Raw genomic sequence first — 23710 nt, forward strand, 5'->3', positions numbered from 1 at the left:
AGACGTCCACAAAACGCCCGCGTGCCGTTACGGTATGCCGCAGCCCCGGTCACAGCCGGTTCAGGTCCGGTGGGACGGGGTCCGTCACAGGTCGGGGGACCAATGCGGGGGGCGGGGTGGGTTCCACGGGGATGACGTCCGGGACGTGTCCGGACGAGGACAGCGACAGACGAAACGTTTCTGACGCGACGGGCATCGTGGTGCTGGGCGCCTGCGCCGCCTGGGCGCTGATCTCGGCGGCCGTCCACGGCGGGCGCCCCGAGGGCGTCCTGTTGGCGGTGCTCGCGGTCGCCGCCGGTTACGCGGTGGGGCGGATCGGCGGCGCGCTGCTGCCGGTCGCCGCACCCTGCGCCGGCGCGCTGGCCGGGGTGACGCTCACCCTGGCCGTCCCGCGGCTGGCGCCCGGCCCCCAGCCGCTCCCGCCGCTGGGCCACACGGGGGCCACGGCGGCCGTTCTGACCCTCTCGGCGGGCGCCGCCTGCTGCGCGGCCTGGTCGGCGAGGTCCACGCCACTTCGCCTGGGCCTTCGCGTGCTGGCCGCCGGGATCGCGGTGACGGCGGGCGTGCTGGGCTCCACCAGCGGCTTCGTCCTCTGCACGGCCGTCCTGCTCTGCTCGCTCGCCGCCGCACAGGTGCACCGGGGGGTAGGCATCGCGGGGCTGGCCGTGGCGGCGCTCGCGGTGACCGGGCTCACCTGGGCCATCGCGGGGAAGGCGGTGCCGGGCGGGCTCGGCGGCTGGCTGGAGGGGCAGCTGACCCGGCAGCGGGTCGAGCTGTGGCACGACGCCCTGCGCCTGGCCGGCCACGATCCCGCGCTGGGCATCGGGCCGGGCCGTTTCGGGGAACTCGGCGGGCCGGCCGGCGGCATGGTGCTCGCGGACACCAGACCGCACTCGGCGCCGTTGCAGCAGGCCGCGGAGCAGGGAATCGTCGGTCTGCTGCTGCTCGCGGCGGCCTTCTGCTGGATGCTGTTCGCCCTGTGGCGCACCCGGCGGCCGACGCCCGTCGCCCTCACCGCCGGCGCGACGCTGACGGCCGTGGCCGCGATCGCCGCCGTCGGCAACGCGCTCAGCTTCACGGCGGTGTCGGTGGGCGCGGGGCTGCTGGCGGGGCTGGCGACGGCACGGCCCCTGACGCTCGAATCGTCCCGGAGCCGCGAGTCCCCGTCCCGCGCGCGGGACGGTCATCCCGTGCCGTGAGCGCCGGGGCTCAGAGCGCGGTGCCCGCCGTCCGGGCGCGCAGTCGGTCCTCGATGACCCGGACGGCCGCCTCCGCGTCGTCCACGGTCACGGTGAAGGAGTGCCCGTCCCCCAGCCGCAGGACCAGCCCCTCACCTCGGCGTACGACGACGGCGGTGCCCTTCTCCGGCCGCCACCGGTAGCCCCAGCCGCCCCAGTGGCGCGGGGTGACCAAGGGCAGGAAGTCGGCGCCGACGACCTGGGAGAGGGGGATGCGGCGGCGGGGCACGCCGATGTGGCCGCAGCGCACCTCCAGACACTCCTGGTCGACCTTGAGCGCGACGTGCACGAAGGCGAGGGTGCCGAACAGGACGAGCAGTCCGGCGGCGATGCAGCCGACGACGGCCATGACGAGGGGGGCGAGGCCACCCGTCCACGCGGAGTCGACCGCCAGCTCGATACCGAGCGCCATACAGGCGGCGCCGACGAGCGCGAGCAGCCACTGGACCCTGTTGGTCGCCCGCCCGGTCCAGACGTCGGGATGCGGCTTCCTGCCGTGGGGGTGGTCCCTCATGGCTATGAGGTTACTCAGATTCCGCTGAGGTGGTACCACGCTGCACAGCGTGACTGCTCCGACCGGACGAGAGCGGACCGGACCGGTCCGCCCGGCGGCGGGCGGTCAGCCGGCGGGGCTGGTCGCCTTGAGGAGACGGCCTTCCGCGTACGTGAGGGCCGCCTCCGGCAGGGCTCCCTCGCGGCCGCTGAGCAGCACGGTCAGGGTGCCGGTGGTGGCGGCCCGCGGGGCGGGCTGCTCGCCGAGCCGGCGCAGCGCCTGCGCGGCGACCGCCCCGGCCGAGCCGTGCAGGACGAGCGGCGGGAAGCCGGGGCGCTGCACGGCGGCGCGGATGCGCTCGGCGACCAGCTCGTAGTGGGTGCAGCCCAGGACGACCGTGGTGACGTCCTCGGGGGTGAGCGCGGCGGCCGCGGCGACGGCGGCGTCGATGGCCGTCTCGTCCGCGTGCTCGACGGCCTCGGCCAGCCCGAAGCAGGGGACCTCGGTGACGTGCACACCGTCCGCGAAGTCCGTGATCAGTCCGCGCTGGTAAGGGCTGCCGGTGGTGGCGGGGGTGGCCCAGATGGCGACGGGGCCTCCGCCGGCGGCGGCCGGCTTGATCGCCGGGACCGTGCCGACGACCGGTATGCCGGGTTCGAGACGGGAGCGCAGGGTGGGCAGGGCGTGCACGGTGGCGGTGTTGCAGCCGATGATCAGGGCGTCCGGCCGGTGCGCGGCGGCGGCCTCGGCGACGGCCAGGGCACGCGCGGTGAGGTCCTCGGGGGTCCTCGGTCCCCAGGGCATGCCGTCGGGGTCGAGGGAGAGGACGAGATCCGCGTCGGGTCGCAGCCGCCGTACGGCGGCCGTCGCCGCCAGCAGGCCGATTCCGGAGTCCATCAGCGCGATCTTCACCCGGCCACGATAGACGATGGGCCCTTACGGGCGGCTGCCGTGGGGCAGACTGCGCGCGTGAGCGCCTTCGCGTGGATCGCCGCCTGCTCCCTGTCCGCCTGGCTGTGGTTGCTGCTGTGCCAGGGCTTCTTCTGGCGCACGGACGTCAGGCTTCCGCGGCGTACCGATCCCGGGGACTGGCCGTCCGTCTGTGTCGTGGTCCCCGCGCGGGACGAGGCGGCGGTGCTGCCCGCGAGCCTGCCGTCGCTGCTCTCCCAGGACTATCCGGGGCGCGCGGAGATCTTCCTCGTCGACGACGGGAGCGGCGACGGCACGGGCGAGCTGGCCCGGCGGCTCGCGCGCGAGCACGGCGGCCTGCCGCTGACCGTGGACTCCCCCGGCGAACCGCCGGCCGGCTGGACCGGCAAGCTCTGGGCGGTGCGCCACGGCATCGGGCTGGCCCGCGCGCGGGAGCCGGAGTACCTGCTGCTGACGGACGCGGACATCGCGCATGCCCCGGACAGTCTGCGGGAGCTGGTGGCGGCGGCCCGCGCGGGCGGCTTCGACGCCGTCTCCCAGATGGCCCGGCTGCGGGTGGACAGCCTGTGGGAGCGGCTGGTGGTGCCGGCGTTCGTGTACTTCTTCGCGCAGCTGTATCCGTTCCGCCGGATCGGCCGGAGGGGGACGCGGACGGCCGCGGCGGCGGGCGGCTGTGTGCTGCTGCGGGCCGAGACCGCCGTCGGGGCGCGGATCCCGGACGCCATCCGGGGCGCCGTGATCGACGACGTGGCGCTCGCGCGCGCGGTGAAGCGCGGCGGGGGCCGGATCTGGCTGGGGCTGGCGGACCGGGTCGACAGTGTGCGGCCGTATCCGCGGCTGGCCGACCTGTGGCAGATGGTGTCGCGCAGTGCCTACGCGCAGCTGCGGCACCAGCCCCTGCTGCTGCTCGGGACGATCGCCGGGATCGCACTGGTGTATCTGGTGCCGCCGGCGGCCCTGGCCTGGGGGGCAGCTGCCGGAGACGGCATGACAGCGGCCTTGGGCGGCCTGGCGTGGCTGGTGATGACCGCGACGTACGTGCCGATGCTCCACTACTACCGGCAGCCGCTGTGGCTCGCTCCGCTGCTGCCGGTGACGGCCTTCCTCTATCTGCTGATGACGGCGGACTCCGCCGTCCAGCACTACCGGGGGCGCGGCGCGGCCTGGAAGGGCCGCACCTACCCGCGTCCCGGCACGGTGCCCGACGAGGGCTGAGGCCCGCGCCGGCTACTTGCGGCCCGGGGTCCAGTTCATGCCCCAGCCGTAGGCGTGGTCGACGGTGCGCTGGGGGCTCACGCCGCGCTCGGGGACCAGGTAGCGGGCCTCACGCTGGACGACGAGGTCGTCGCCGTTGCGGGTGATCAGGGCGAGGGCGCACACCGTGGAGGGGACGGTGCACTCGTCGAGGGAGAAGTCGACCGGGGCGCCGTGCTGCGGGGTGAGGGTGACCGTGGCGTTGAGGTCGGCGAAGGAGCGCGCGCCCTGGTAGATGGTGACGAAGACCAGGATGCGGCTGAAGGCCTGCTTGTGGTCGAGGTTGATGGTGAGGTTCTCGCCGCTCGCCATGGCGCCGGTGCGGTCGTCGCCGTCGAGGTGGATGTAGGGCGGCTGGTGCAGTGCCCCGTAGGCGTTGCCCAGTGCCTGGATGACGCCCTTGCGTCCGTCGGACAGCTCGTACAGGGCGCACAGGTCGAGGTCGAGGTCGTCGTGCATGGCGACCGGGCGGCCGAGTTTGCTCGCCCAGCCGGAGAACTGCTTGCGCACCTGCCAGTTGAGGTTGACGCGCATGGCTCCCGAGGTGCCGCCCTGCTTGGTCAGGGAGACGGAGGGGGACGCCTTGGTGAGCGTCACCTTGCTGAGGCTGACCGGGGGCGCCTGGGGGACGGGCGGCGGGACCGTCGGCATGGCGGGCGGGGTCGCGGTCACGGGCGGCGGGGGCATCGTGACGGGCGAGGCGGGTGGGGGCGGCGTCATGGGGGCCGCGGCCGGGGGTGCGGCCTGCTGGGGTTCGTCGACGGTGATGCCGTAGTCGGTGGCCAGACCCGCGAGGCCGGTGTCGTAGCCCTGGCCGACGGCGCGGAACTTCCAGGCGCCCTGGCGCCGGTAGAACTCGCCCAGGACGAAGGCCGTCTCCACGGTGGCGCCGGTGCTGTCGAAGCGGGCGGCGACGGTGCCCTGCGCGGCGTCCCTGACCTCGATGTAGAGGTCCCGCACCTGACCGAAGGACCCGCCGTCCGCGGACGCGGCGAGGATGACGGTCTCGATCGCGGGCTCCACGCGCGGGAGGTCGACGACGAGGCGGTCGGTGACCTGGCCGCCGGCGTTCGTCCTGCCCTCGTGCCGGACGGCTCCGGAGGCGTGCGCGGGCTGGTTGTAGAAGACGAAGTCGGCGTCGGAGCGGACCTTTCCGCCGACGAGCAACAGGGCCGAGGCGTCGACGTCGGGTGTGCCCGGCGCCGAGTGCCAGCCCAATTCGACCGTCAAAGCCGTGGCCGGCACCGGAACATTGGACCCTTTCGACATTGTCATGTCCGCCCCCATCACTTGATCTTCGCGCACCGAGGGTGTCCCCGGCGGCCCGTCGAGTTCTACAGGGTCAACCTATTCCGCGCACCCGGGAACCCTGGAGAGGGGGAGGAGAAGACCTGAGGTCAACCGCCGGTAACGCCCTCGGAACTCGGCCTTTACCGGATCTGAACGCCGATTGCCGTCCCTTTTTGCCAAGTTCGCTCGCATTGGGGATCCGGCGTCACTGGGGAACCGTAAAACAACCCTCTTATCGGTCTCCCCAACCAGCACATCGTGGGCTTACCTTATGTGCCATGACCTCCCCCCGCTCCACGTATGGCGGCGGCTACTACTCCGCCTCCTTCCCGGACACCCCGATCTACGACTCGCTCGTGGCCGAGCGGGGCACCCCGCAGATCGCCCCGATCCGGGTCCCCGCCGCGTACGACAGCCCGGCCAGTCATCTGCCCGCGCTGCCGTCCGCGCTCCCCGCCCTCCCGGCGGGCCCGTCCCAGCCCTCCTACGGTTACCCGCAGGCGCCGCAGCCCTCTCCGCTGCAGCAGGCGCCCGCGGCGTACATCCCGCAGCAGGCCGCCCCGCGGGGATACCCCGGTCCGCAGGCTCCGCAGCAGCCTCGCCCGGTGGCTCCCGGCGGCATGGGCTACGAGGCCATGCGCCCCGCCGCCCCCCGGCCCGCCGCGCAGCAGTACCAGGACCCGTACAACAACCAGCAGCAGTACCGCGGCTACTGATCCGTCCCCGGGTCGTCGGCGCCACCTGGCACGATGACCCCATGGGACACCCACAGCTGCAGTCGATCCACGTCCACCCGGTCAAGGCGTTCCGGAGCATCGAGCTCCGGGAGGCTGTCGTGGAGCCCTGGGGGCTGGCCGGCGACCGGCGCTGGGCGCTGATCGACGCTGGGGGAAAGGTCGTGACACAGCGCCGGCATCCGCGGCTGGCGCGCGCCGCCGCCGAGCCGATGCCCGGCGGCGGCGTCCGCTTGTCCGCGCCCGGCATGGAGACCCTGACGGTCGCCGTGCCGCGCGCGGACGGCACCGTGCCGATGGACATCTTCGGCGACAAGGTGGAGACGGTCCCCGCCGAGGACGACGCCGCGCACCGCTGGTGCAGCACCTATCTCGGCACACAGGCGCGCCTGGTGCACCTGGACTCCCCCGCGACGCGCCGGCCCGTCGACCCGGAGCACGCCCTGCCCGGCGAGACGGTGAGCCTGGCCGACGGCTACCCGCTGCTGCTCACCACCACGGCCTCCCTCGACGCCCTCAACTCCCTCATCGCCCGCGGTGAGCACGCCGCCGAGGGGCCGCTGCCCATGAACCGCTTCCGGCCGAACGTCGTCGTCGCGGGCACCGCCGCCTGGGCCGAGGACGACTGGACCCGCGTCGCCATCGGGGAGGTCACCTTCCGGGTCGCCACGATGTGCGGGCGCTGCGCGGTCACCACCACCGACCAGCGCACCGGCGACCGCGGCAAGGAACCCCTGCGCACCCTCGGCGGACACCGCCGCATGGGCGGCAAGCTGGTCTTCGGCCAGAACCTGGTCCCCCTGGGCCCGGGCACGATCCGGGCCGGTGACCCGGTCGACGTCCTCGGCTGAGAAGATCTGTGCGAGTCCGGTGCTTCACGGGAACCGGGGCGGAGGGGCCGCGCGTTGGGCATGCTGTGAGATGTGTGTGAAGCGCGCGGGGGCGTGACGGAGCCGGAAGGGGGGTGACCGATGATGCGGGCGATCGCGGGACTGTGGCGCTGGCGGCACAATCCGCTGCGCCGTCGGACCGACGTGGCCGAGGGCTGGGTGGCCCTGCTGGCGATGCTGCTCATCGCCGTCGCCGCGCCCACCGCCGGCTCCCTGGTCGGCGGCGTCGCCCAGGAGTCCCTCCAGGACTCCGTGCGGCAGCAGCGCGCGTCCCGGCACCAGGTGTGGGCGACCGTGGTGCGCACCCTCGACGGGCCCCGGCTCGACCTCGACCCCGAGACCACCGCCGGACGCGGGGTCCGCGCCCGCGTCCTGGCCGACTGGACCGCCGCGGACGGCACCGCGCGCCACGGCGCGGTCACCGTCGATCTGAACAGCCCGGAGCCGGGCACCCGCTTCCCGCTGTGGACCGATCGTCAGGGCCGGGTCGCGGCCCCGCCGCTGGACTTCGCGACGGCGTCGGCGCACGCCGTGATCGCCGGGTTCGGTGCCGCGCTGCTCGCGATCGCCCTGATAGAGGCCGCCAGACGCCTGATCGTCTGGCGCATGGTCCGCGGCAGATACCTGAGTTGGGACCGCGCCTGGGACAAGGCCGGTCCCGACTGGGGCCGGACCGGCGCCGGCAGCTGACCGCCTTCCGGCTCTGGTCAACCCACCGTCCGCGCGCACGCTACGGTGGACCGGCCGAGGTCCTCGGCAGGCAGACCCGCGTACTACGAGGTGGGGGCACGTCAACACCATGGCACAGGGCACGGTCCAGGTGACGCACACCGGCACTTCGCGGTGGCGGCGCCGCACGGGTGAGTACGCGTCGCTCGCCGCGGCCCTGGAGGCCGCGGCCGACGGGGACGTCCTCACCGTCGCGCCCGGCACCTACCGGGAGAACCTCGTGGTGCGGCAGGCGATCACCCTGCGCGGACCCGAGGGCTCCCCCGGCTCGGTGCGCATCGCGCCCCTGGACGGCGTGCCGTTGACGGTCCGCGCCTCGGCGGTGGTGCTGGACCTGCATGTGGAGGGCCAGGACGCGGCGGCGCCCGCGCTGCTGATCGAGGAGGGCACCCCGGAGCTGTCCGGCATGCGGATCGTCACACGCTCGGCGGCCGGTATCGAGGTGCGGGGCGGCGCCCGGCCCACGGTGCGGCGCTGCACCGTCGACAATCCGGCGGGCGTCGGCATCGCCGTGCTCGACGGCGGTGGCGGGGTGTTCGAGGAGTGCGAGGTCGTCGCGGCCGGACAGGCCGGCGTCGCGGTGCGCGGCGGCGGGCATCCCCGCCTGGACCGCTGCCGGGTGCACCACACCTCGGGCTCCGGCCTGACGGCGACCGGGGACAACTCCGCGCTGGAGGCGGTCGGTTGCGAGATCTACGAGGTGCGGGGCTCCGGGGTGCAGATCACCGGCCGGGCCACCGCCCACCTCACCGACTGCGACGTGCACCGCACCACGTCCGACGGGGTCACCCTCGACACGGACGCCGTGCTGACCCTGGCGGACTGCCGGATCCACGACATCCCGGAGAACGCGGTCGATCTGCGGTCGCGCTCGGTGCTCACCCTCACCCGTACGACGGTGCGTCAGTTCGGGCGCAACGGCCTGTCGGTGTGGGACCCGGGCACCCGCGTCGACGCCAACCAGTGCGAGATCTTCGACAGCACCGGCGACTACCCGGCGGTGTGGGTCAGCGACGGCGCCACCGCGGTGCTGGACTCCTGCCGGGTGCACGACGTGCCGGACGCGCTGTTCGTCCTCGACCGGGGCTCCCGCGCGGACGTCGTGGACAGCGACCTGTCCCAGGTGCGCAACACCGCGGTGTCGGTGAGCGACGGCGCCACCGCCCAGCTCGACGACTGCCGTATCCGGGACGCCGCGACGGGTGCCTGGTTCCGTGACCACGGCAGCGGCGGCACGCTCAACAACTGCACGGTGGACGGCACGCAGACCGGGGTGATCGTCACCAAGGGCGCCGACCCGACGATCGAGCGCTGCACCGTCGACTCCCCGGCGGAGGCCGGCTTCTACGTCTCGGCGGGCGGCCGCGGCACCTTCCTGAACTGCCGGGTCCGGGGCAGCGCGGGCTACGGCTTCCATGTGATCGACGGCTGCCGTACGACGCTGCGCAAGTGCCGGACGGAGCGCTGTGCGCGCGGGGGCTACGAGTTCGCGGAGGGCGGCGGCGACGGGCCCGGGTCGGGCCCGGACGTCGAGGACTGCACGAGCGACGAGAGCGTGAGCCTGCGGCAGCAGCCCCCGATGCCGGAGCCCGTGGTGCAGACGGCGCACCAGGCGCCCGGCGGTCTCCTTGGCTCCGTCCCGGTGCCGCGCGGCGTCGAGGAGGAGGCGGCCGGCGTCCCGCTGCCCGGGCAGGCGTCCCGGACCTCGCAGGACGTCCTCGGTGAACTGGACGCGCTGGTCGGCCTGGAGAGCGTCAAGCGCGAGGTGCGCGCGCTGACCGACATGATCGAGGTGGGCCGGCGCCGCCGCGAGGCCGGGCTGAAGGCGGCCTCGGTCAAGCGGCATCTGGTCTTCACCGGTTCCCCCGGCACCGGCAAGACGACGGTCGCCCGTCTCTACGGCGAGATCCTCGCCTCCCTGGGCGTGCTGGAGAAGGGGCACCTGGTGGAGGTGTCCCGGGTCGACCTGGTCGGCGAGCACATCGGCTCCACGGCGATCCGCACCCAGGAGGCGTTCGAGAAGGCGCGCGGCGGTGTGCTGTTCATCGACGAGGCGTACGCGTTGTCCCCGGAGGACTCCGGCCGGGACTTCGGCAAGGAGGCCATCGACACCCTGGTGAAGCTGATGGAGGACCACCGGGACGCGGTCGTCGTGATCGTGGCGGGCTACACCGCGGAGATGGAGCGCTTCCTCCAGGTCAACCCGGGTGTGGCGTCCCGTTTCTCACGGACCATCACCTTCAGCGACTACGGGCCCGAGGAGCTGCTGCGGATCGTGGAGCAGCAGGCGGAGGAGCACGAGTACCGGCTGGGCCCGGGAGTCGCCGAGGCGCTGCGGAAGTACTTCACGGTGCTCCCGAAGGGCCCCGCGTTCGGCAACGGCCGTACGGCCCGGCAGACCTTCGAGGCGATGGTGGAGCGGCACGCGGGCCGGGTGGCCCAGCTCCCGGAGCCCAGCACGGACGATCTGACCCTGCTGTACACGGAGGACCTGCCCGAGCCGGCCTGACCCGGGCGGGGCCCGGCCTGCGCCGGTCAGCTCTCGGGGCGCTGCCCCGGCACCTCCGGGTGCAGCCGGCCGAGCAGCCGCTGCCGTTCCTCCGCGAAGGCGGGGTCGGCCTGGTAGTCGCTGTGGCCGTGGATGGGTGCGGGCAGCGGGTGTTCGGCGGTGCGCCCGTAGGCGAGCGGGTCCCTGAGGGCCTCGCGGTCCACGGCGGGGCCCGCGTGGCCGGGCAGCCGGACCGGCCCGCCGATGGGGTCGGTGCGCCGGTACAGGTTGCGCCAGCAGTCCACCTCGGCGTGCAGCGAGGCGAGCGCGTCGGGGCCGAAGTGGGCGGGGAACCATCGGCCGTAGAGGCGTTCCAGCGGGGAGCCGTAGGTGAGCAGCGCGACCCGTCCGCGGTCGGCCGGGGTCAGCTGCCAGGCGGCGGCCGCGGCGAGGACGCTGCCCTGGGAGTGCCCGGAGAGGACCAGGCGGCGGCCTTCCTCGGCGCGGGTCCAGGTGGCGATCCGCCAGGTCAGGTCGGGCACCGCGCGTTCGGCGTAGCAGGGTGGCGCGAAGGGGTGTGCGGCGCGCGGCCAGAAGGTGCCGACGTCCCAGAGGATGCCGATGGTGCGGCGGGCGGAGGCGTCCTTGTAGGCGCGCCGGCCCCAGGTGACGAACAGTATGAAGCCGAAGCCGATGAGCCAGGAGCCGAGGGCCTGCGCGGTCTGCGCGGCGCCGTGCACGACGGCGTAGGTGCCCGCCGCCGTCTCGCTCGGGGTGTCCCCGGTGGTCAGCGCGCCGGCGAGGGCTCCGGCGCCGAGCAGCAGGGTCGCGGCGGCGGTGACGGCGACGACGAGGGGCGCGCGGTCGGTGAGGGTGGCCATCGCGCGGGTGCTCGCGATACGGCGGGTGCGGACGAGGTCGTGGGGCTCGTCGGCGTAGTCGGCCTCGACGGCGGCGAGTTCGGCGCGGCGCAGCCGCCAGGCCCTCCGCGCCAGCAGGCCGAGGAGCAGCAGCAGGAGCACCAGCAGCGGGGGGATCACGGACGCCTGCCAGGTCAGCAGGACGGGCGGGCCGGGAATCGACGCGCCGGTCCCGTCCAGCCAGTCGGCGACGCGCTGGGAGACGCCGCCGGACATCACACCGCCGAGCGCGCAGGCCAGCATCACGACGGCGGGCCCGCCGAGGCCGCGCATCGCGGCGCGCGGGTCGGGTGCCGTGCGGTGCAGGAGGTGCGCGACGACGGCGAGGGTGACGGCGGTCAGGCCCTGGAGGAGGGCGATGGCGCCGAAGGTGGCGTCGCCCGGGAGGCGGCCCGCCGACTGCCAGCCGGGCCGCTCCCAGCCGGCGTAGACGAGGGTGAGGACGAGCAGCGCGAGGGCGGCGAGCGGAAGGCGGCGGACCAGATGGGCGTCGAGCTCGCGGTCCAGCCGGTTCTCGCTGCGGCCCCGGCGGCACACCACCCACACCACGGCGGCCGCGCCGACGACGAGGGCCGCGTCGAGGAGCCGGCCGAGCGCGTCGAGCAGCGGGGGGCCGCCCGGGCGGCGGTCGAAGCGGGCCGCGGCGGAACCGACGGCGGCGGCCACCGTCAGCAGTCCGGCGGCGGTGTGCGCGGCCCGCAGCCGGGCGACGAGTCGGCGGCCGTACCAGAAGCCGGGGCGCCCGAGGGCGGTGCCGCCGGCCGTCTCGTCGGGTTCGGGCTGCCGGGCCATCGGCTGCTGGGACTCGTAGGCGCTCCAGGTGCGCCGGGAGAGGTACCAGAGCAGTCCGGTGAGGGTCGTGGGCACGACGGCGGCGAGGGCGAGTCGGCGGCCGGGTCTGCTCCACCAGCCGCCGTCCGACAGGAAGCCCAGCCAGCTGTGCCGGCCGGCGCAGGCGTCGGTGCCGGCGCACTGCCAGGCCGTGAGGTCCAGGGCGACCTCGCAGGCGGCGGCGACGAGCAGCACGGTCAGCGTGAGACCCGCGAGCCGGACGAGCACGCCGTACACGCGGACCGTGCGGGCGCGGTCACGGGCGGCGGGGCGCATCCAGTGGGCGAGGTTCACCACCATGAAGGGCAGGAGCAGCAGCCATAACGCGCGGGCGCTGTTGCCGGAGGTGAGGTTGCACCAGACGTACGCCTCGGGGACCGGCCGGCCCCGGTGGTCGCCGGGGCGGCTCTCGGCGTCGACGTCGTCGGCGCGGCGGAAGACGGCGGCGGTGTCGTCGCCGGTGATCCGCTCGGTGCGCGGGTCGTCGAGCATCTGCTGCGGTGTGGTGCCGCCGACGCCGTGGACGAGGAGTTCCAGGGCGATCCTGGCCTCCCCCGCGTTACAGGTGTCCGGCGGCGCCGTGTCCTCTTTGTGCGTCGAGGCGTGTTCGCGCGCACGTCCCATCTTCGGCACCTCCCCCGTGACGAGCCCTCGCGTGTGTCCGTGCGGGCACAGGATCTCCGTTCCGGGGCCCTCGTACACCTCCCGTCACGGAATCTCCCCGGAGCGTGTGCGGCGCGGGCCGACGGCCGACCCGGAAAGTGGCATGCACGCGTCGGGGCGGCCGGTGGCGCGGGTGGGGGCGGCCCGTGCGAGGATGGGTCGTCCCGCGCCCGGGCAGGGGCGAGAATGTCCTTGTCGGACAGGGTGGCGGGGCAGGTCGGACGGCAGCGGCGAGAGGACCGGAGCGTACGTGAGCGAGAATCAGAACCTCCTCGCGGAGCAGCGACGCGCCCTGATCCTGGACGAGGTACGGCGCCGAGGCGGGGTGCGGGTCAACGAGCTCACCCGCAAGCTCGGCGTGTCGGACATGACGGTGCGCCGGGACCTCGACGCGCTCGCCCGGCAGGGCGTGCTGGAGAAGGTGCACGGCGGCGCCGTCCCGGTGGTCGAGGCGAGCACGCACGAACCGGGCTTCGAGGCCAAGTCGGGATTGGAGCTGACGGCGAAGGAGGACATCGCGCGGGCGGCGGCCGAGTTGGTCGCGCCGGGCAGCGCGATCGCCCTGTCGGGCGGCACGACGACGTTCGCGCTGGCGCATCGGCTGGTCGACGTCCCCGATCTGACGGTGGTCACCAACTCGGTGCGGGTGGCCGACGTCTTCCACGCCGCGCAGCGCACGACCGGCCCCCGGCAGGGCGCGGCCACGGTCGTGCTCACCGGCGGGGTGCGCACCCCGTCCGACTCGCTGGTCGGCCCGGTCGCCGACCAGGCGATCGCGGCGCTCCACTTCGACGTGCTGTTCCTCGGTGTGCACGGGATATCGGCCGAGGCCGGGCTGTCCACGCCGAATCTGGCGGAGGCCGAGACCAACCGGCGTCTGGTGCAGTCGGCGCGGCGTGTCGTGGTGATCGCCGACCACACCAAGTGGGGTGTGGTGGGGCTGAGTTCGTTCGCGACGCTGGAGCAGGTCGACACGCTGGTCACGGACTCCGGGCTGGACGCGGGCGTCCGCGCGGAGATCGCGGAGCATCTGCGGCTGGTGGTGGCGGGCGAGCCCGATGAGGGTGCAGACATCTGACGAAGCGCCAACTAGGGTGACGCTGCCCGGTACAGCATCACCCACAGGGGGTTGTCGTCCATGGCTCATCTGCTGCGTGAAGTGGGACTCGACTTCGTCGGGGCCGCTCCCGTACGGCACGTCTTCGCACGGGAGACGGCCGCGCCGCCCGAGGCGGTGTTCACGGCGCTCGCCGAGGACGTGGCCGGGTGGACGCAGTGGTTCTCGGCGGTGACCCTGGCCCGGCCGCTGGACGGCGGGGCGCGGCGCGAGATCCGGCTCAAGGGCGGTGGGCGCTTCGAGGAGACGGTGCTCGCGGCCGAGCGCCCCGAGGTGTACGCCTATCGCGTCGACCTGACGAACGCGCCGGGGTCGCGGGCGATCGTCGAGGAGTGGCGGCTGACCCCGTCCGGTGCGGGCACCCGCATCCAGTGGACCGTCGCGGTGGACGGCACGGCCCCCTTCCGGACCTCGGTGCGGCTGGCGCGCGCGGGTCTCGGCCGGGCGTTCCGGGGCGCGGTGACCTCCCTGGACCGGCGGCTGGCCGCCTCGGCGTCCTGAACCGGCGCCCCGAGCGCGCTCACTCGGGCCAGACGCCCGTGGCGAGCAGCTGCTCGAGGGCCGCCGCGTACGGCCTGACGTCGAGGCCCTGCTCGGCGAGCCAGGCGTCGGAGTAGTACTTGTCGAGGTACCGGTCCCCCGGGTCGCACAGCAGCGTCACCACGCTGCCCCGCCGCCCCTCGGCCACCATCTCGGCGACGATCTTCAGCGCGCTCCACAGGCCGGTGCCGGTGGAACCGCCCGCCTTGCGGCCGATGGCCCCCTCCAGGGCGCGTACGGCGGCGACGCTCGCGGCGTCCGGCACCTTCATCATGCGGTCGACGGCGCCGGGCACGAAGCTCGGTTCCATCCGGGGCCGGCCGATGCCCTCGATCCGGGAGCCGCAGTCACAGGTGACATGGGCGTCACCGGTCGTCCAGCCCTCGAAGAAGCAGGAGTTCTCCGGGTCGGCGACGCAGATACGGGTGTCGTACTGCATGTAGTGGACGTAGCGGGCGAGGGTCGCGGAGGTGCCGCCGGTGCCGGCCGTCGCGACGATCCAGGCGGGCTCCGGGAACCGTTCGAGGCGCAGCTGGCGGAAGATGGACTCGGCGATGTTGTTGTTGCCGCGCCAGTCCGTGGCCCGTTCCGCGTACGTGAACTGGTCCATGTAGTGGCCGCCCGTCTCCACCGCGAGGCGGGCCGACTCCTCGTACATCCGGCGGGAGTCGTCCACGAAGTGGCACCGGCCGCCGTGGAACTCGATGAGACGGCACTTCTCGGCGCTCGTCGTGCGGGGCATGACCGCGATGAAGGGCACGCCGATCAGCTTGGCGAAGTACGCCTCGGAGACGGCCGTCGAGCCGCTGGACGCCTCGATCACCGGGCGGTCCGGCCGGATCCAGCCATTGCAGAGGCCGTACAGGAACAGCGAGCGGGCCAGCCGGTGCTTGAGGCTGCCGGTGGGGTGCGTGGACTCGTCCTTGAGGTACAGATCGATGCCCCACCGCTCGGGCAGCGGGAAGCGCAGCAGGTGGGTGTCGGCCGAACGGTTCGCGTCCGCCTGCACCTTGCGGACGGCGTCTTTCAGCCAGGCGCGGTAGGCGGGGTCGCTGCGGTCGACGTCGAGGGTCACGCCGGACGGGGTCTGCTGGACGGTGCTCACGGCGCTGCTCCTCGTGCTCCCGGCAGCGGCGGATCGCGCTGCCGTCCCTTCGAGCATAAACATCTTCCGTACGCTTCTCACCTGCATAAACACACCTTTGAGACACCCAAAGGCACCCCTGGGTGGGCGCGCGCGGCGCACCCGGTGGGGGCGCATCCGCGCGAGTGCTCCGAGCGCCCCCGGCGAGGGGCACGCGCGCACTGGTGCGCGACGCGGGACGGGGGCAGACTGCACCCGACAGGGTGCACACTGGATCACGACCGGGACCCGGGCCGGTCCCCGCGCGGAGCGGGCCGGCCACCGGGACGCACGAGGGGGCGGGGCATGGCGGAGGACGAGTTCACGGCCAAGGGCGTGCGGATCGGGAAGCGGCTGCGCTCCCTGACCCGGGCCGGACAGGTGCGGATCAGCGACGGCCGGGTGCAGCTGCTCACCAGCTACGGCACCGAGATCGACAGCGCGCCGGTGCAGGCGGTCCGCGCGTCCCGGCCCTGGTTCGCGCCGGACGACCGCGCCCTCGCCGACCTCAACGGCAAGCGCTACTCACTGACGTTGGGGGATCACGACCCCGCGCCGGGCGAGCCCGGACCGCCCGCCGCGCGCCGGTTCATCGAGGCCGTACGAAGGGCTGCGGGGCGTAACGGCTGAGTCACCGCGAGTTGCGTTACCGCGCCTCCTGCGCCACGCTGGTCTCACGTCACTCTGGGTTTACCGGCGACAACGCTGCGAACCAGCCCGCCGGCCACGACAGCAGGCGGCCGTTTCCTTCAAGCACCCTGCTGGATCCGTACTCCGTGTTCTTCCGGACCTCTTCAGTCGGGGAGTCGCAGCCGTGATCAGATACCCAAGCAGGCACTGCGCGGTGGAGCTCCAAGCCCTGCCGTCGCGGATCGGCCAGGTCCGCAGAATCGTATCGGCGCAGTTGCGCTACTGGCATCTGGACCCGTTGATAGACCGCGCCGCGCTCGGCGTGACCGAGCTGTTGACCAACGTCCATCAGCACGCACGGCCGGACAAGACGTGCACCGTGGAGATCGAGCTGCTGCTCGACCGACTGACGGTGTCCGTGCACGACCACGACCCGCGGCTTCCGGTCGCCGCCGACCCCGGGGACACCGAGGCGCTCGCCACCTGCGGGCGCGGGCTCGCGATGGTCGCGGCCCTCAGCGAGAGCTGGGGCGTGCGGCCGGAGGGCGAGTCCGGCAAGGTCGTGTGGTTCTCGCTGCCGACGCCCGGTGCCGCGCCGTCGGCGGCCGCGCGGCCGCCGCGTCGCGTCACCGTGGAACAGCCCGTGCGCCGTCTCGCGGCGGTCGGTCCGCCGGTCGACCTGCGTCGCCCGGAACGCGCTCCCGCCCGGTCGGCCGTTGCCGGCTGACCGGGCGGTGAGGGGGACTTGAGGGCGGCCGGGCGAGGGTGTCACACGGGGCCGTCCCTGCCCGTGCGGCCGAACTCCTCGTTCAGGACGGACAGCCGGCGCCAGTACTCGTCCTCGTCGATCTCGCCGGAGGCGAACCGGTGCCCGAGGACGGTGATCGGCGAGCTGTCGTCGGGACGGGTGGGCCGTGGGCCACGGCGGCCGCGCCAACCCGTGCGGCGCAGCAGCGTGATGCCGCCGATCACGACGGCCGCCCAGATCAGCGGGAACAGCAGGATCCACGGGCCGGGCCCGCCGTCGGCGAAGTGTGCGAGGGTCTGCATCTCGAGTCATCTCCCGGGTCGCTCCGGACGTTCTGCGGTGATGACTCGAGCCTCGCCCCGCGAGGGGGTCCGCGTCGTCGTTCGGCCGGCGGCACCGTGCGTACCCCCCGGGGAGTACGCCGTCAGGTCCCGGCGGGCCCTTCGAGGTACGCCACGTTCTCCCGGTCCTCGGCGTCGGGGCCGGCCCCGGTGGTGAACCAGGCGTCGAGGATCTCCTTGAGCAGCGGCTCCGAGGTCAGACGCAGGCTGAGGGCGAGCACATTGGCGTCGTTCCAGCGGCGGGCGCCCTGCGCTGTGTAGGCGTCGGCGCACAGGGCCGCGCGGACACCCGGCACCTTGTTCGCGGCGATGGACGCGCCGGTGCCGGTCCAGCAGCACACCACGGCCTGGTCGGCCGTCCCGGCCGCGACCTCGCGGGCCGCCGCCTGCGAGCAGACGGCCCAGCGCGCGTCGTCGCCGGGGCTCAGCGCGCCGTACGCCAGCACGTCGTGGCCCCGGCCGCGCAGCTCGGCGACGAGGAGCCGGGCGACGGGTTCGTCCATGTCCGAGGAGACGGCGATCCGCATGGGAGGAAGTCTAGGGGGCATCCTGTCGATCAGGCCGGATCAGCGAGCGGCGTCCGGTGCCGTGCATCGCAAGACGGAGGCGGGAGTCGATGCGGAGCTTCGGCGATTGACGACAACGCGGCGAGGTGCGGTGCCGGACGCCGGGAGCCCGGCATGATCAGCGAGACGCCGCCTACGACGCCAGCGCGGTGAGCGGGTCGTCGAGCACCGGCTGCCACGCCAACTCGGCGGCGCCGACGAGGCTGTTGTGGTCGAGGCTGCACGCGAGGATCGGGACGCCGCCACTCTGGCCCCACAGACTGCGGTCGGCGACGACCGCGCGCAGCCGTCCGGGGTCGGCGTCGAAGAGGGTGCCGTGCAGCCCGCCGAGGATAATGCGGTCGGGGTTGAGGATGTTGACGAGGCCCGCCAGGCCGAGGCCGAGCCGGTCGATGAGGGCCTCGGTGGCGGTGCGGACCGCCGGGTCGTCGTAGTGGCCGCGGATCAGGTCGTTGGCCTGCTGGAGCAGCGACACCACGGGGCCGGGTTCGCGGCCGGCCGCGGTGAGGAGGGCCAGCGGGTCCGCCTCGACGTCCAGGCAGCCTCGGCTGCCGCAGTGGCAGGGCCGGCCCTCCGGATTCACGGTGAGGTGGCCGACCTCCAGGGCAAGGCCCGAACTGCCGGTGTGCAGACGGCCGTCCAGGACGAGCGCGCCGCCGACACCCCGGTGCCCGGTGGCCACGCACAGCAGGTCGCGGGCGCCCCGCCCTGCTCCGTGCCGGTGCTCGGCGAGCGCGGCGAGGTTGACGTCGTTGCCGGCGAACGCGGGTCCGGTGATCCCGGCCGCGCGCACGCACTCGGTGAAGATGCGGCGGACCGGGGCGCCCGCGGGCCACGCCAGGTGCAGCGGGTTGAGGGCGAGGCCGTCCGGCTCGGCGACGGCGGACGGGACGGCGAGCCCGGCCCCCACGCACCGCCGGCCGGTCTCGCTCAGCAGGTCCGCGCCTGCCTCGACGACCGAGCCGAGCACCTTGGCCGGGTCGGCGTCCACGGTCTCGCAGCCCGGAGCGGTGGCGACGATACGGCCGCCGAGGCCGACCAGCGCCGCCCGGAACCCGTCGGCGTGCACCTGGGCGGCGAGGACGACCGGGCCGTCCTCGGCGACGGACAGCCGGTGCGAGGGCCGCCCCTGGGAGCCGGCCGCGGCGCCCGGCCGGGCGTCGACCCTGATCAGACCGAGCGCCTCCAGCTCGGCGGCGACCACTCCGGCGGTCGCCCGCGTGACGCCCAGTTCGGCGGTGAGGACGGCGCGTGTGGGGGCGCGTCCGGTGTGCACCAGCTCCAACGCGGGCCCGAGCGCACCGCGCCCGCGCTCCAGTCGCGTCCTCGGGGTGGTGGTCCCTTCCCCCGCCGGCCGGGGGTCCGCCTTGCCGCTCATGAGGGCGAGTCTCCCATGATCCCGGAACGCGGTGACCCAGGTGACCCAGGGTCTCTCGTCCGGATCCTGCCGGGCTCGCGGGGTCTGGCACCGCACCCTGATCCGGCCTGATCCAGGCGAAAGACCCTAGAGCCCGCTCACTCTCAGCGTGACGTTCAGCCGCCCCGTCAGCCCCAGCTCCGGGGGCGCCGTGCCCGGGTGAACCCTGGGAACGCCGTGGTAGGCGAGCCGCGAGGGACCGCCGAACACGAAGAGGTCGCCGCTGCGCAGTTCGACGTCCGTGTACGGCCGGGTCCGGGTCGCGGTGTTGCCGAAGCGGAAGACACAGGCGTCGCCGAGGCTCAGGGACACCACGGGTGCCGTGGACTGCTCGTCGGCGTCGCGGTGCATGCCCATGCGGGCGTCGGAGTCGTAGAAGTTGATCAGCGCGATGTCGTACGGCCCGGCCTCCTCGCCGAGGGCGTCGCGCACGGCGCGCCGGGCCAGGGTGCCGAGCCGCTCGGGGAAGGGCTTGACCGGGGCGCCGTCGCCGTCGACGACGGTGCGGGCGTAGGCATACGGGTACCAGTGCCAGCCGAGGCACACCTGCCGGGCCGTCATGGTGCCGCCGCCGGGCGTGCGTACGGTGCGCAGTCCGGCCGGGGGGCGGGCCCAGCCGCGGCAGGCGTCCAGCAGCCCGCGCTGCGCCTCCGCGTCGAGCCAGTCGGGCACGTGCACCGCGCCCGGCGCGACGACGGCGCGCTCGCGCGGGAACAGCTCGGCCTCCATGTCCCCCATCCTCCCCCACCGTCCTCGGGTGCGGGCGGGCGGCCGTGGTCGCTTAGCCTTGACGCACGATGAACGACCGGATGACGACGCCCTGGGGCGATCTCGCGCTGACCCGCTTCCCCGAGGACCCCCGCGACAGGCTGCGCGCCTGGGACGCCTCCGACGAGTACCTCCTCGCGCACCTCGCCGAGCAGGACGTCCCGCTGTCGGGCACGGTCGTGGTCGTCGGAGACCGCTGGGGCGCCCTGGTCACGGCGCTGGCGGCGCACCGGCCCACCCAGATCACGGACTCGTGGCTGGCCCAGGAGGCCACCCGGGCCAACCTCGCCCGGCACGGCGTCGAGCCCGGCGCGGTCCGGCTGCTCACCACGCAGGACCCGCCGCCGGACCGGGTCGACGTCCTCCTGGTGCGGGTGCCGAAGAGCCTGGCGCTGCTGGAGGACCAGCTGCTGCGGCTGGCGCCCGCGGTGCACGAGGGCACGGTCGTCGTGGGCACCGGCATGGTGCGGGAGATCCACACCTCGACGCTGGAGCTGTTCGAGCGGATCCTCGGGCCGACGCGGACCTCGCTGGCGAAGCGGAAGGCCCGGCTGATCCTCTGCACGCCGGAGCCGTCGGCGGAGCGGTCCGCGAACCCGTGGCCGTACACCTACACGCTGCCCGACGGGGTCGGGACGGCCTCCGGGAGCACGGTCGTCAATCACGCGGGCGTGTTCTGCGCCGACCGGCTCGACATCGGCACCCGGTTCTTCCTGGCGCATCTGCCGGGCGGGCGGGGCCCGCGGCGGGTGGTGGACCTCGGGTGCGGCAACGGCGTCGTGGGGACGGCGGTGGCGCTGGCGAACCCGGAGGCCGAGGTGCTTTTCGTCGACGAGTCCTTCCAGGCCGTCGCCTCGGCGGAGGCGACGTTCAAGGCGAACGGGGTGCCCGGGCACGCCGAGTTCCGCGTGGGCGACGGGATGGCGGGCGTGCCGGACGGCAGCGTCGACCTGGTGCTGAACAACCCGCCGTTCCACTCCCACCAGGCCACCACCGACGCGACGGCCTGGCGGATGTTCACGGGGGCGCGGCGGGCGCTGCGGCCGGGCGGCGAGCTGTGGGTGGTCGGCAACCGGCACCTCGGCTACCACGTGAAGCTGCGGCGGCTGTTCGGCAACAGCGAAGTCGTCGCCTCCGACCCGAAGTTCGTGGTGCTGCGGGCGGTCCGCCGGTAGGCGGTGTCAGGGGGCGCCGCTCCGCGCGCCCGCCAGCACCGTGATGATCCCGGCGACCGTGCGCGCCATCGCCTCCCGGCCCACGCTGAGGTACGTGCGCGAGTCGACGGCGTCCGGACGGGCGGCGAGGAAGTCGCGGATCGCGTTCGTCATCGCGAGGTTGAGGGCGGTGCCGACGTTCACCTTGGCGATGCCGCCGACGACCGCCTGCGTCAGCTCGCCGTCGGGGACGCCGGAGGAGCCGTGCAGGACGAGCGGGACGTCCAGCGCGGCGGACAGGCGCTTGAGCAGGGCGTGGTCGAGGGCGGCGGTGCGGGTCGTCATGGCGTGCGAGCTGCCGATGGCGACGGCGAGGGCGTCCACACCGGAGTCGGCGACGAACGCGCTCGCCTCGGCCGGGTCGGTACGGGCGCCGGGGGCGTGCGCGTCGAGCGGCGGCTGTCCGTTCTTGCCGCCGACGCACCCCAGTTCGGCCTCGATCCACAGGCCCTGGGCGTGTGCCCAGTCCGCGGCGGCCTTGGTCGCGGCGAGGTTGTCGAGGTAGGGCAGGCGGGCCGCGTCGTACATGACGGAGCTGAACCCGGCGGCGGGCGCCTGGCGCAGCAGGTCGTCGCTCTGGACGTGGTCCAGGTGCAGGGCGACGGGGACGGCGGCGCGTTCGGCGGCGGCGACGGCCGCGCGGGCGAGCGGCATGAGACGTCCGTGGCGGAACGTGACGGCGTTCTCGCTGACCTGGAGGACGACGGGGGAACCGGTGCTCTCCGCGCCGGCGACGACCGCCTCCACGTGCTCCAGGGTGATGACGTTGAACGCGGCGACGGCGGAGCGGTCGGCGGCGGCGCGGGTGACGAGCTCGCCGGTGGTCACGAGGGGCACGGCCTGTCCTTTCTGGGCGGGCGGCGGACGACGGGCGACAGACGCCGGACGGTGCGGGCGGGTCGGGGGCGGCGGCGACAGAGGGCGGTGCCGTCAGGGAGTCCAGGGAGCTGGAGCTCAGGGAACTCAGGGAGCTCAGGGAACTCAGGGAGCGAGGATCACCGAGCGGGTGAGGTGGCGCGGCCGGTCGGGGTCGAGGCCGCGGGCGGCGGCGACGGCGACGGCGAGCCGCTGGGCGCGGACCAGTTCGGCGAGCGGGTCGAGCCGGCCCTCGATCCACCGGGCGCCGGTGGCGCCGACCTGTGCGGCCAGCCCTTCGGGGGCCTCGCCGAACATCCAGGTCGCGGTGCCCGTGGTGGTGACGCTGATCGGGCCGTGCCGGTACTCCATCGCCGGGTACGCCTCGGTCCAGGACAGGGACGCCTCGCGCATCTTCAGGGCGGCCTCGTTGGCGAGGCCGACGGTCCAGCCGCGGCCCAGGAAGGTGAACTGCGCGCATCCGGCGAGTTCGCCGGGGAGGGGGTCGGTGAGCGCGGTGCGCGCGTCGGCGACGGCGGCCTCGGGGTGGAGTCCGAGGTGGGCGCGGAGCAGGGTGAGCGCGGTGGTGGCGAAGCGCGTCTGCACGACCGAGCGTTCGTCCGCATAGTCGAGGACCACGAGGTCGTCGGCCGCCGACAGGACGGGAGTCTCGGGGTCGGCGGTGATCGCCGTGGTGCGGGTCCGCCCCTTCGCGCGCCCCAGCAGGTCCAGGACCTCGGTGGTGGTGCCGGAGCGGGTGAGTGCGAGGATCCGGTCGTAGGCGCGCCCGGCCGGGAACTCGGAGGCGGCGAAGGCGTCCGTCTCGCCCTGACCTGCCCCTTCGCGCAGCGCGGCGTACGCCTGCGCCATGAAGTACGAGGTGCCGCAGCCGACGACCGCGACCCGCTCCCCCGCCTCCGGCAGCCTCCCGGCGGTGGCGGACGCGTCCGCCGCGGCACGGGTCCAGCACTCCGGCTGGCTGTTGAGCTCGTCCTCGACATGCGTCATGCCGTCACCCTCCCGACCCTGCGGCCTGAATGCTCGTTCTTGCAAGATAGAGCCAGCTTTCGAGCAGAATCAAGCAAAGTGACGGGGCGAGCGTGCGCTAAGGTCGCGGGAGATCGAGGAATGGAGGGCGGATGTCGCGCGACGCCCGCTGGAAGGCGCTGCTGGATCTGCTCGTGGAACGGGGCCGGCTGGACGTCGAGGAGGCGGCCGCCGAGCTGGAGGTCTCCGCCGCCACGATCCGCCGCGACCTCGACCAGCTCGCCGCGCAGCAGATGCTGGTCCGCACGCGTGGCGGCGCGGTCGTGCACGGGGTGTCGTACGAGCTGCCGCTGCGCTACAAGACCGCGCGCAACGCCTCGGAGAAGCAGCGCATCGCCGGTGCGGTGGCGGATCTCCTCGCGCCGGGCGAGGCGGTCGGGCTGACCGGCGGCACGACGACGACCGAGGTGGCCCGCGCCCTCGCCGTCCGCGGCGACCTCACCTCGGGCACGCCCGCGCTGACCGTCGTCACCAACGCGCTCAACATCGCCAACGAGCTCGCCGTACGGCCCCAGTTCAAGATCGTGCTGACCGGCGGGGTCGCGCGTCCGCAGTCGTACGAGCTGATCGGGCCGCTCGCGGACGGTGTGCTGTCGCAGATCACCCTCGATGTGGCGGTGCTCGGCGTGGTGGCCCTCGACGTCACGCACGGGGCCGCCGCGCACGACGAGGCGGAGGCGGCGATCAACCGGCTGCTGTGCGAGCGCGCCGAACGCGTGATCGTGGCGGCGGACTCCAGCAAGCTCGGCCGGCGGGCCTTCGCCCGGATCTGCGCCGTGGACACCGTGGACACCCTGGTCACCGACACGGCGGCCGACCCGGAGCTCGTACGCGGCTTCGAGGAGGCCGGCCTGCGGGTCCTCACCGTCTGAGCGCCCCGGCCG

23 protein-coding genes are annotated in these 23710 nt (G+C 74.2%); 12 read left to right on the top strand and 11 right to left on the bottom strand.

Annotated features, from left to right (window positions below):
• The first annotated feature begins 131 nt into the window (after positions 1-131).
• A complete protein-coding gene (locus ADL34_RS02695) occupies positions 132-1199 on the top strand; it encodes an O-antigen ligase family protein (protein WP_062669856.1) in 1068 nt (355 codons plus the stop codon).
• Positions 1200-1209: 10 nt separating this feature from the next.
• Here the strand turns inward: ADL34_RS02695 and ADL34_RS02700 are convergent, their stop codons facing one another.
• Positions 1210-1752 (bottom strand): hypothetical protein, encoded by a 543-nt coding sequence (locus ADL34_RS02700; RefSeq protein ID WP_062669857.1) that lies wholly within the window; start codon positions 1750-1752, stop codon positions 1210-1212.
• A gap of 105 nt (positions 1753-1857) precedes the next feature.
• Positions 1858-2643 (bottom strand): glutamate racemase, encoded by a 786-nt coding sequence (locus tag ADL34_RS02705; protein ID WP_062669859.1) that lies wholly within the window; start codon positions 2641-2643, stop codon positions 1858-1860.
• Between the two features lie 39 nt (positions 2644-2682).
• On the opposite strand from ADL34_RS02705, the gene ADL34_RS02710 reads away from it, so the two are divergent.
• Entirely contained in the window at positions 2683-3876 is a 1194-nt protein-coding gene (locus tag ADL34_RS02710) for a glycosyltransferase (RefSeq protein WP_062669861.1), read from the top strand.
• A 12-nt stretch (positions 3877-3888) separates the two neighbouring features.
• Here ADL34_RS02710 and ADL34_RS02715 read toward each other — a convergent pair whose 3' ends face one another.
• Positions 3889-5184 (bottom strand): TerD family protein, encoded by a 1296-nt coding sequence (locus ADL34_RS02715; protein ID WP_062739758.1) that lies wholly within the window; start codon positions 5182-5184, stop codon positions 3889-3891.
• Between the two features lie 299 nt (positions 5185-5483).
• On the opposite strand from ADL34_RS02715, the gene ADL34_RS02720 reads away from it, so the two are divergent.
• The 4 genes from ADL34_RS02720 to ADL34_RS02735 all read left to right on the top strand — a co-directional run bounded on the left by ADL34_RS02720 (position 5484) and on the right by ADL34_RS02735 (position 10067).
• Entirely contained in the window at positions 5484-5921 is a 438-nt protein-coding gene (locus tag ADL34_RS02720; RefSeq protein ID WP_062667811.1) for a DUF6643 family protein, read from the top strand.
• Positions 5922-5962: 41 nt separating this feature from the next.
• Positions 5963-6790, top strand: coding sequence for an MOSC domain-containing protein (locus ADL34_RS02725; RefSeq protein ID WP_062667812.1), 828 nt, complete (start codon positions 5963-5965; stop codon positions 6788-6790).
• A 123-nt stretch (positions 6791-6913) separates the two neighbouring features.
• Positions 6914-7519 (top strand): hypothetical protein, encoded by a 606-nt coding sequence (locus ADL34_RS02730; RefSeq protein ID WP_062668173.1) that lies wholly within the window; start codon positions 6914-6916, stop codon positions 7517-7519.
• A gap of 109 nt (positions 7520-7628) precedes the next feature.
• Entirely contained in the window at positions 7629-10067 is a 2439-nt protein-coding gene (locus ADL34_RS02735) for a right-handed parallel beta-helix repeat-containing protein (protein WP_062667813.1), read from the top strand.
• A 26-nt stretch (positions 10068-10093) separates the two neighbouring features.
• Here the strand turns inward: ADL34_RS02735 and ADL34_RS02740 are convergent, their stop codons facing one another.
• Positions 10094-12421, bottom strand: a complete 2328-nt coding sequence (locus ADL34_RS02740) for a hypothetical protein (RefSeq protein ID WP_062668174.1) — start codon at positions 12419-12421, stop codon at positions 10094-10096.
• Between the two features lie 289 nt (positions 12422-12710).
• Between ADL34_RS02740 and ADL34_RS02745 the strand changes: the two genes are divergently transcribed.
• Both ADL34_RS02745 and ADL34_RS02750 read left to right on the top strand, forming a co-directional pair.
• Positions 12711-13538: a DeoR/GlpR family DNA-binding transcription regulator gene (locus tag ADL34_RS02745; protein ID WP_062667814.1), complete on the top strand. Its 828-nt coding sequence runs from the start codon at positions 12711-12713 to the stop codon at positions 13536-13538.
• Between the two features lie 60 nt (positions 13539-13598).
• The gene (locus ADL34_RS02750; protein WP_062667815.1) at positions 13599-14078 is read left to right on the top strand and encodes an SRPBCC family protein; all 480 of its coding nucleotides are present in this window, start codon (positions 13599-13601) and stop codon (positions 14076-14078) included.
• 19 nt (positions 14079-14097) lie between these two features.
• Here the strand turns inward: ADL34_RS02750 and ADL34_RS02755 are convergent, their stop codons facing one another.
• Positions 14098-15222 carry a PLP-dependent cysteine synthase family protein gene (locus ADL34_RS02755; protein ID WP_062667816.1) on the bottom strand — a complete coding sequence of 375 codons (1125 nt, stop codon included), beginning with the start codon at positions 15220-15222 and terminating at the stop codon, positions 14098-14100.
• 324 nt (positions 15223-15546) lie between these two features.
• Here ADL34_RS02755 and ADL34_RS02760 point away from each other — a divergent pair, with 324 nt between their 5' ends.
• Positions 15547-15870 carry a hypothetical protein gene (locus ADL34_RS02760; protein ID WP_062667817.1) on the top strand — a complete coding sequence of 108 codons (324 nt, stop codon included), beginning with the start codon at positions 15547-15549 and terminating at the stop codon, positions 15868-15870.
• Positions 15871-16054: 184 nt separating this feature from the next.
• The gene (locus ADL34_RS02765; protein WP_079034126.1) at positions 16055-16597 is read left to right on the top strand and encodes an ATP-binding protein; all 543 of its coding nucleotides are present in this window, start codon (positions 16055-16057) and stop codon (positions 16595-16597) included.
• A 41-nt stretch (positions 16598-16638) separates the two neighbouring features.
• Here ADL34_RS02765 and ADL34_RS02770 read toward each other — a convergent pair whose 3' ends face one another.
• The 4 genes from ADL34_RS02770 to ADL34_RS02785 form a co-directional block, all read right to left on the bottom strand.
• Positions 16639-16920: an SHOCT domain-containing protein gene (locus ADL34_RS02770; protein WP_062667820.1), complete on the bottom strand. Its 282-nt coding sequence runs from the start codon at positions 16918-16920 to the stop codon at positions 16639-16641.
• Between the two features lie 122 nt (positions 16921-17042).
• A complete protein-coding gene (locus ADL34_RS02775) occupies positions 17043-17486 on the bottom strand; it encodes an RpiB/LacA/LacB family sugar-phosphate isomerase (protein ID WP_062667821.1) in 444 nt (147 codons plus the stop codon).
• Positions 17487-17658: 172 nt separating this feature from the next.
• Positions 17659-18903: an ROK family protein gene (locus ADL34_RS02780; RefSeq protein WP_079034127.1), complete on the bottom strand. Its 1245-nt coding sequence runs from the start codon at positions 18901-18903 to the stop codon at positions 17659-17661.
• Between the two features lie 126 nt (positions 18904-19029).
• The gene (locus ADL34_RS02785; RefSeq protein ID WP_062668176.1) at positions 19030-19671 is read right to left on the bottom strand and encodes an alpha-ketoglutarate-dependent dioxygenase AlkB family protein; all 642 of its coding nucleotides are present in this window, start codon (positions 19669-19671) and stop codon (positions 19030-19032) included.
• Positions 19672-19751: 80 nt separating this feature from the next.
• Between ADL34_RS02785 and ADL34_RS02790 the strand changes: the two genes are divergently transcribed.
• Complete coding sequence (locus tag ADL34_RS02790; RefSeq protein ID WP_062667822.1) at positions 19752-20885, top strand: methyltransferase; 1134 nt, start codon at positions 19752-19754, stop codon at positions 20883-20885.
• Positions 20886-20891: 6 nt separating this feature from the next.
• Here the strand turns inward: ADL34_RS02790 and ADL34_RS02795 are convergent, their stop codons facing one another.
• Together ADL34_RS02795 and ADL34_RS02800 are read right to left on the bottom strand one after the other, a co-directional pair.
• A complete protein-coding gene (locus ADL34_RS02795; RefSeq protein ID WP_062667823.1) occupies positions 20892-21761 on the bottom strand; it encodes a class II fructose-bisphosphate aldolase in 870 nt (289 codons plus the stop codon).
• A gap of 144 nt (positions 21762-21905) precedes the next feature.
• The gene (locus ADL34_RS02800; RefSeq protein ID WP_062667824.1) at positions 21906-22787 is read right to left on the bottom strand and encodes an SIS domain-containing protein; all 882 of its coding nucleotides are present in this window, start codon (positions 22785-22787) and stop codon (positions 21906-21908) included.
• Between the two features lie 131 nt (positions 22788-22918).
• Here ADL34_RS02800 and ADL34_RS02805 point away from each other — a divergent pair, with 131 nt between their 5' ends.
• On the top strand, positions 22919-23698 hold the full coding sequence (locus ADL34_RS02805) for a DeoR/GlpR family DNA-binding transcription regulator (protein WP_062667825.1): 780 nt from the start codon (positions 22919-22921) through the stop codon (positions 23696-23698).
• Positions 23699-23710: the final 12 nt, after the last annotated feature.

Source organism: Streptomyces sp. NRRL WC-3605 (assembly GCF_001509795.1).
In the GTDB taxonomy this organism is placed as follows: domain Bacteria; phylum Actinomycetota; class Actinomycetes; order Streptomycetales; family Streptomycetaceae; genus Streptomyces; species Streptomyces viridochromogenes.

Excerpts from the sequence above, each read along its gene's own strand:
- ADL34_RS02695 (WP_062669856.1), top strand. The coding sequence starts at position 132 with ATGACGTCCGGGACGTGTCCGGACGAGGACAGCGACAGACGAAACGTT.
- ADL34_RS02700 (WP_062669857.1), bottom strand. The coding sequence starts at position 1,752 with ATGAGGGACCACCCCCACGGCAGGAAGCCGCATCCCGACGTCTGGACC.
- ADL34_RS02715 (WP_062739758.1), bottom strand. The coding sequence starts at position 5,184 with ATGTCGAAAGGGTCCAATGTTCCGGTGCCGGCCACGGCTTTGACGGTC.
- ADL34_RS02720 (WP_062667811.1), top strand. The coding sequence starts at position 5,484 with ATGACCTCCCCCCGCTCCACGTATGGCGGCGGCTACTACTCCGCCTCC.
- ADL34_RS02725 (WP_062667812.1), top strand. The coding sequence starts at position 5,963 with ATGGGACACCCACAGCTGCAGTCGATCCACGTCCACCCGGTCAAGGCG.
- ADL34_RS02730 (WP_062668173.1), top strand. The coding sequence starts at position 6,914 with ATGCGGGCGATCGCGGGACTGTGGCGCTGGCGGCACAATCCGCTGCGC.
- ADL34_RS02735 (WP_062667813.1), top strand. The coding sequence starts at position 7,629 with ATGGCACAGGGCACGGTCCAGGTGACGCACACCGGCACTTCGCGGTGG.
- ADL34_RS02740 (WP_062668174.1), bottom strand. The coding sequence starts at position 12,421 with ATGGGACGTGCGCGCGAACACGCCTCGACGCACAAAGAGGACACGGCG.
- ADL34_RS02750 (WP_062667815.1), top strand. The coding sequence starts at position 13,599 with ATGGCTCATCTGCTGCGTGAAGTGGGACTCGACTTCGTCGGGGCCGCT.
- ADL34_RS02760 (WP_062667817.1), top strand. The coding sequence starts at position 15,547 with ATGGCGGAGGACGAGTTCACGGCCAAGGGCGTGCGGATCGGGAAGCGG.
- ADL34_RS02770 (WP_062667820.1), bottom strand. The coding sequence starts at position 16,920 with ATGCAGACCCTCGCACACTTCGCCGACGGCGGGCCCGGCCCGTGGATC.
- ADL34_RS02775 (WP_062667821.1), bottom strand. The coding sequence starts at position 17,486 with ATGCGGATCGCCGTCTCCTCGGACATGGACGAACCCGTCGCCCGGCTC.
- ADL34_RS02780 (WP_079034127.1), bottom strand. The coding sequence starts at position 18,903 with ATGAGCGGCAAGGCGGACCCCCGGCCGGCGGGGGAAGGGACCACCACC.
- ADL34_RS02785 (WP_062668176.1), bottom strand. The coding sequence starts at position 19,671 with ATGGAGGCCGAGCTGTTCCCGCGCGAGCGCGCCGTCGTCGCGCCGGGC.
- ADL34_RS02790 (WP_062667822.1), top strand. The coding sequence starts at position 19,752 with ATGACGACGCCCTGGGGCGATCTCGCGCTGACCCGCTTCCCCGAGGAC.
- ADL34_RS02800 (WP_062667824.1), bottom strand. The coding sequence starts at position 22,787 with ATGACGCATGTCGAGGACGAGCTCAACAGCCAGCCGGAGTGCTGGACC.
- ADL34_RS02805 (WP_062667825.1), top strand. The coding sequence starts at position 22,919 with ATGTCGCGCGACGCCCGCTGGAAGGCGCTGCTGGATCTGCTCGTGGAA.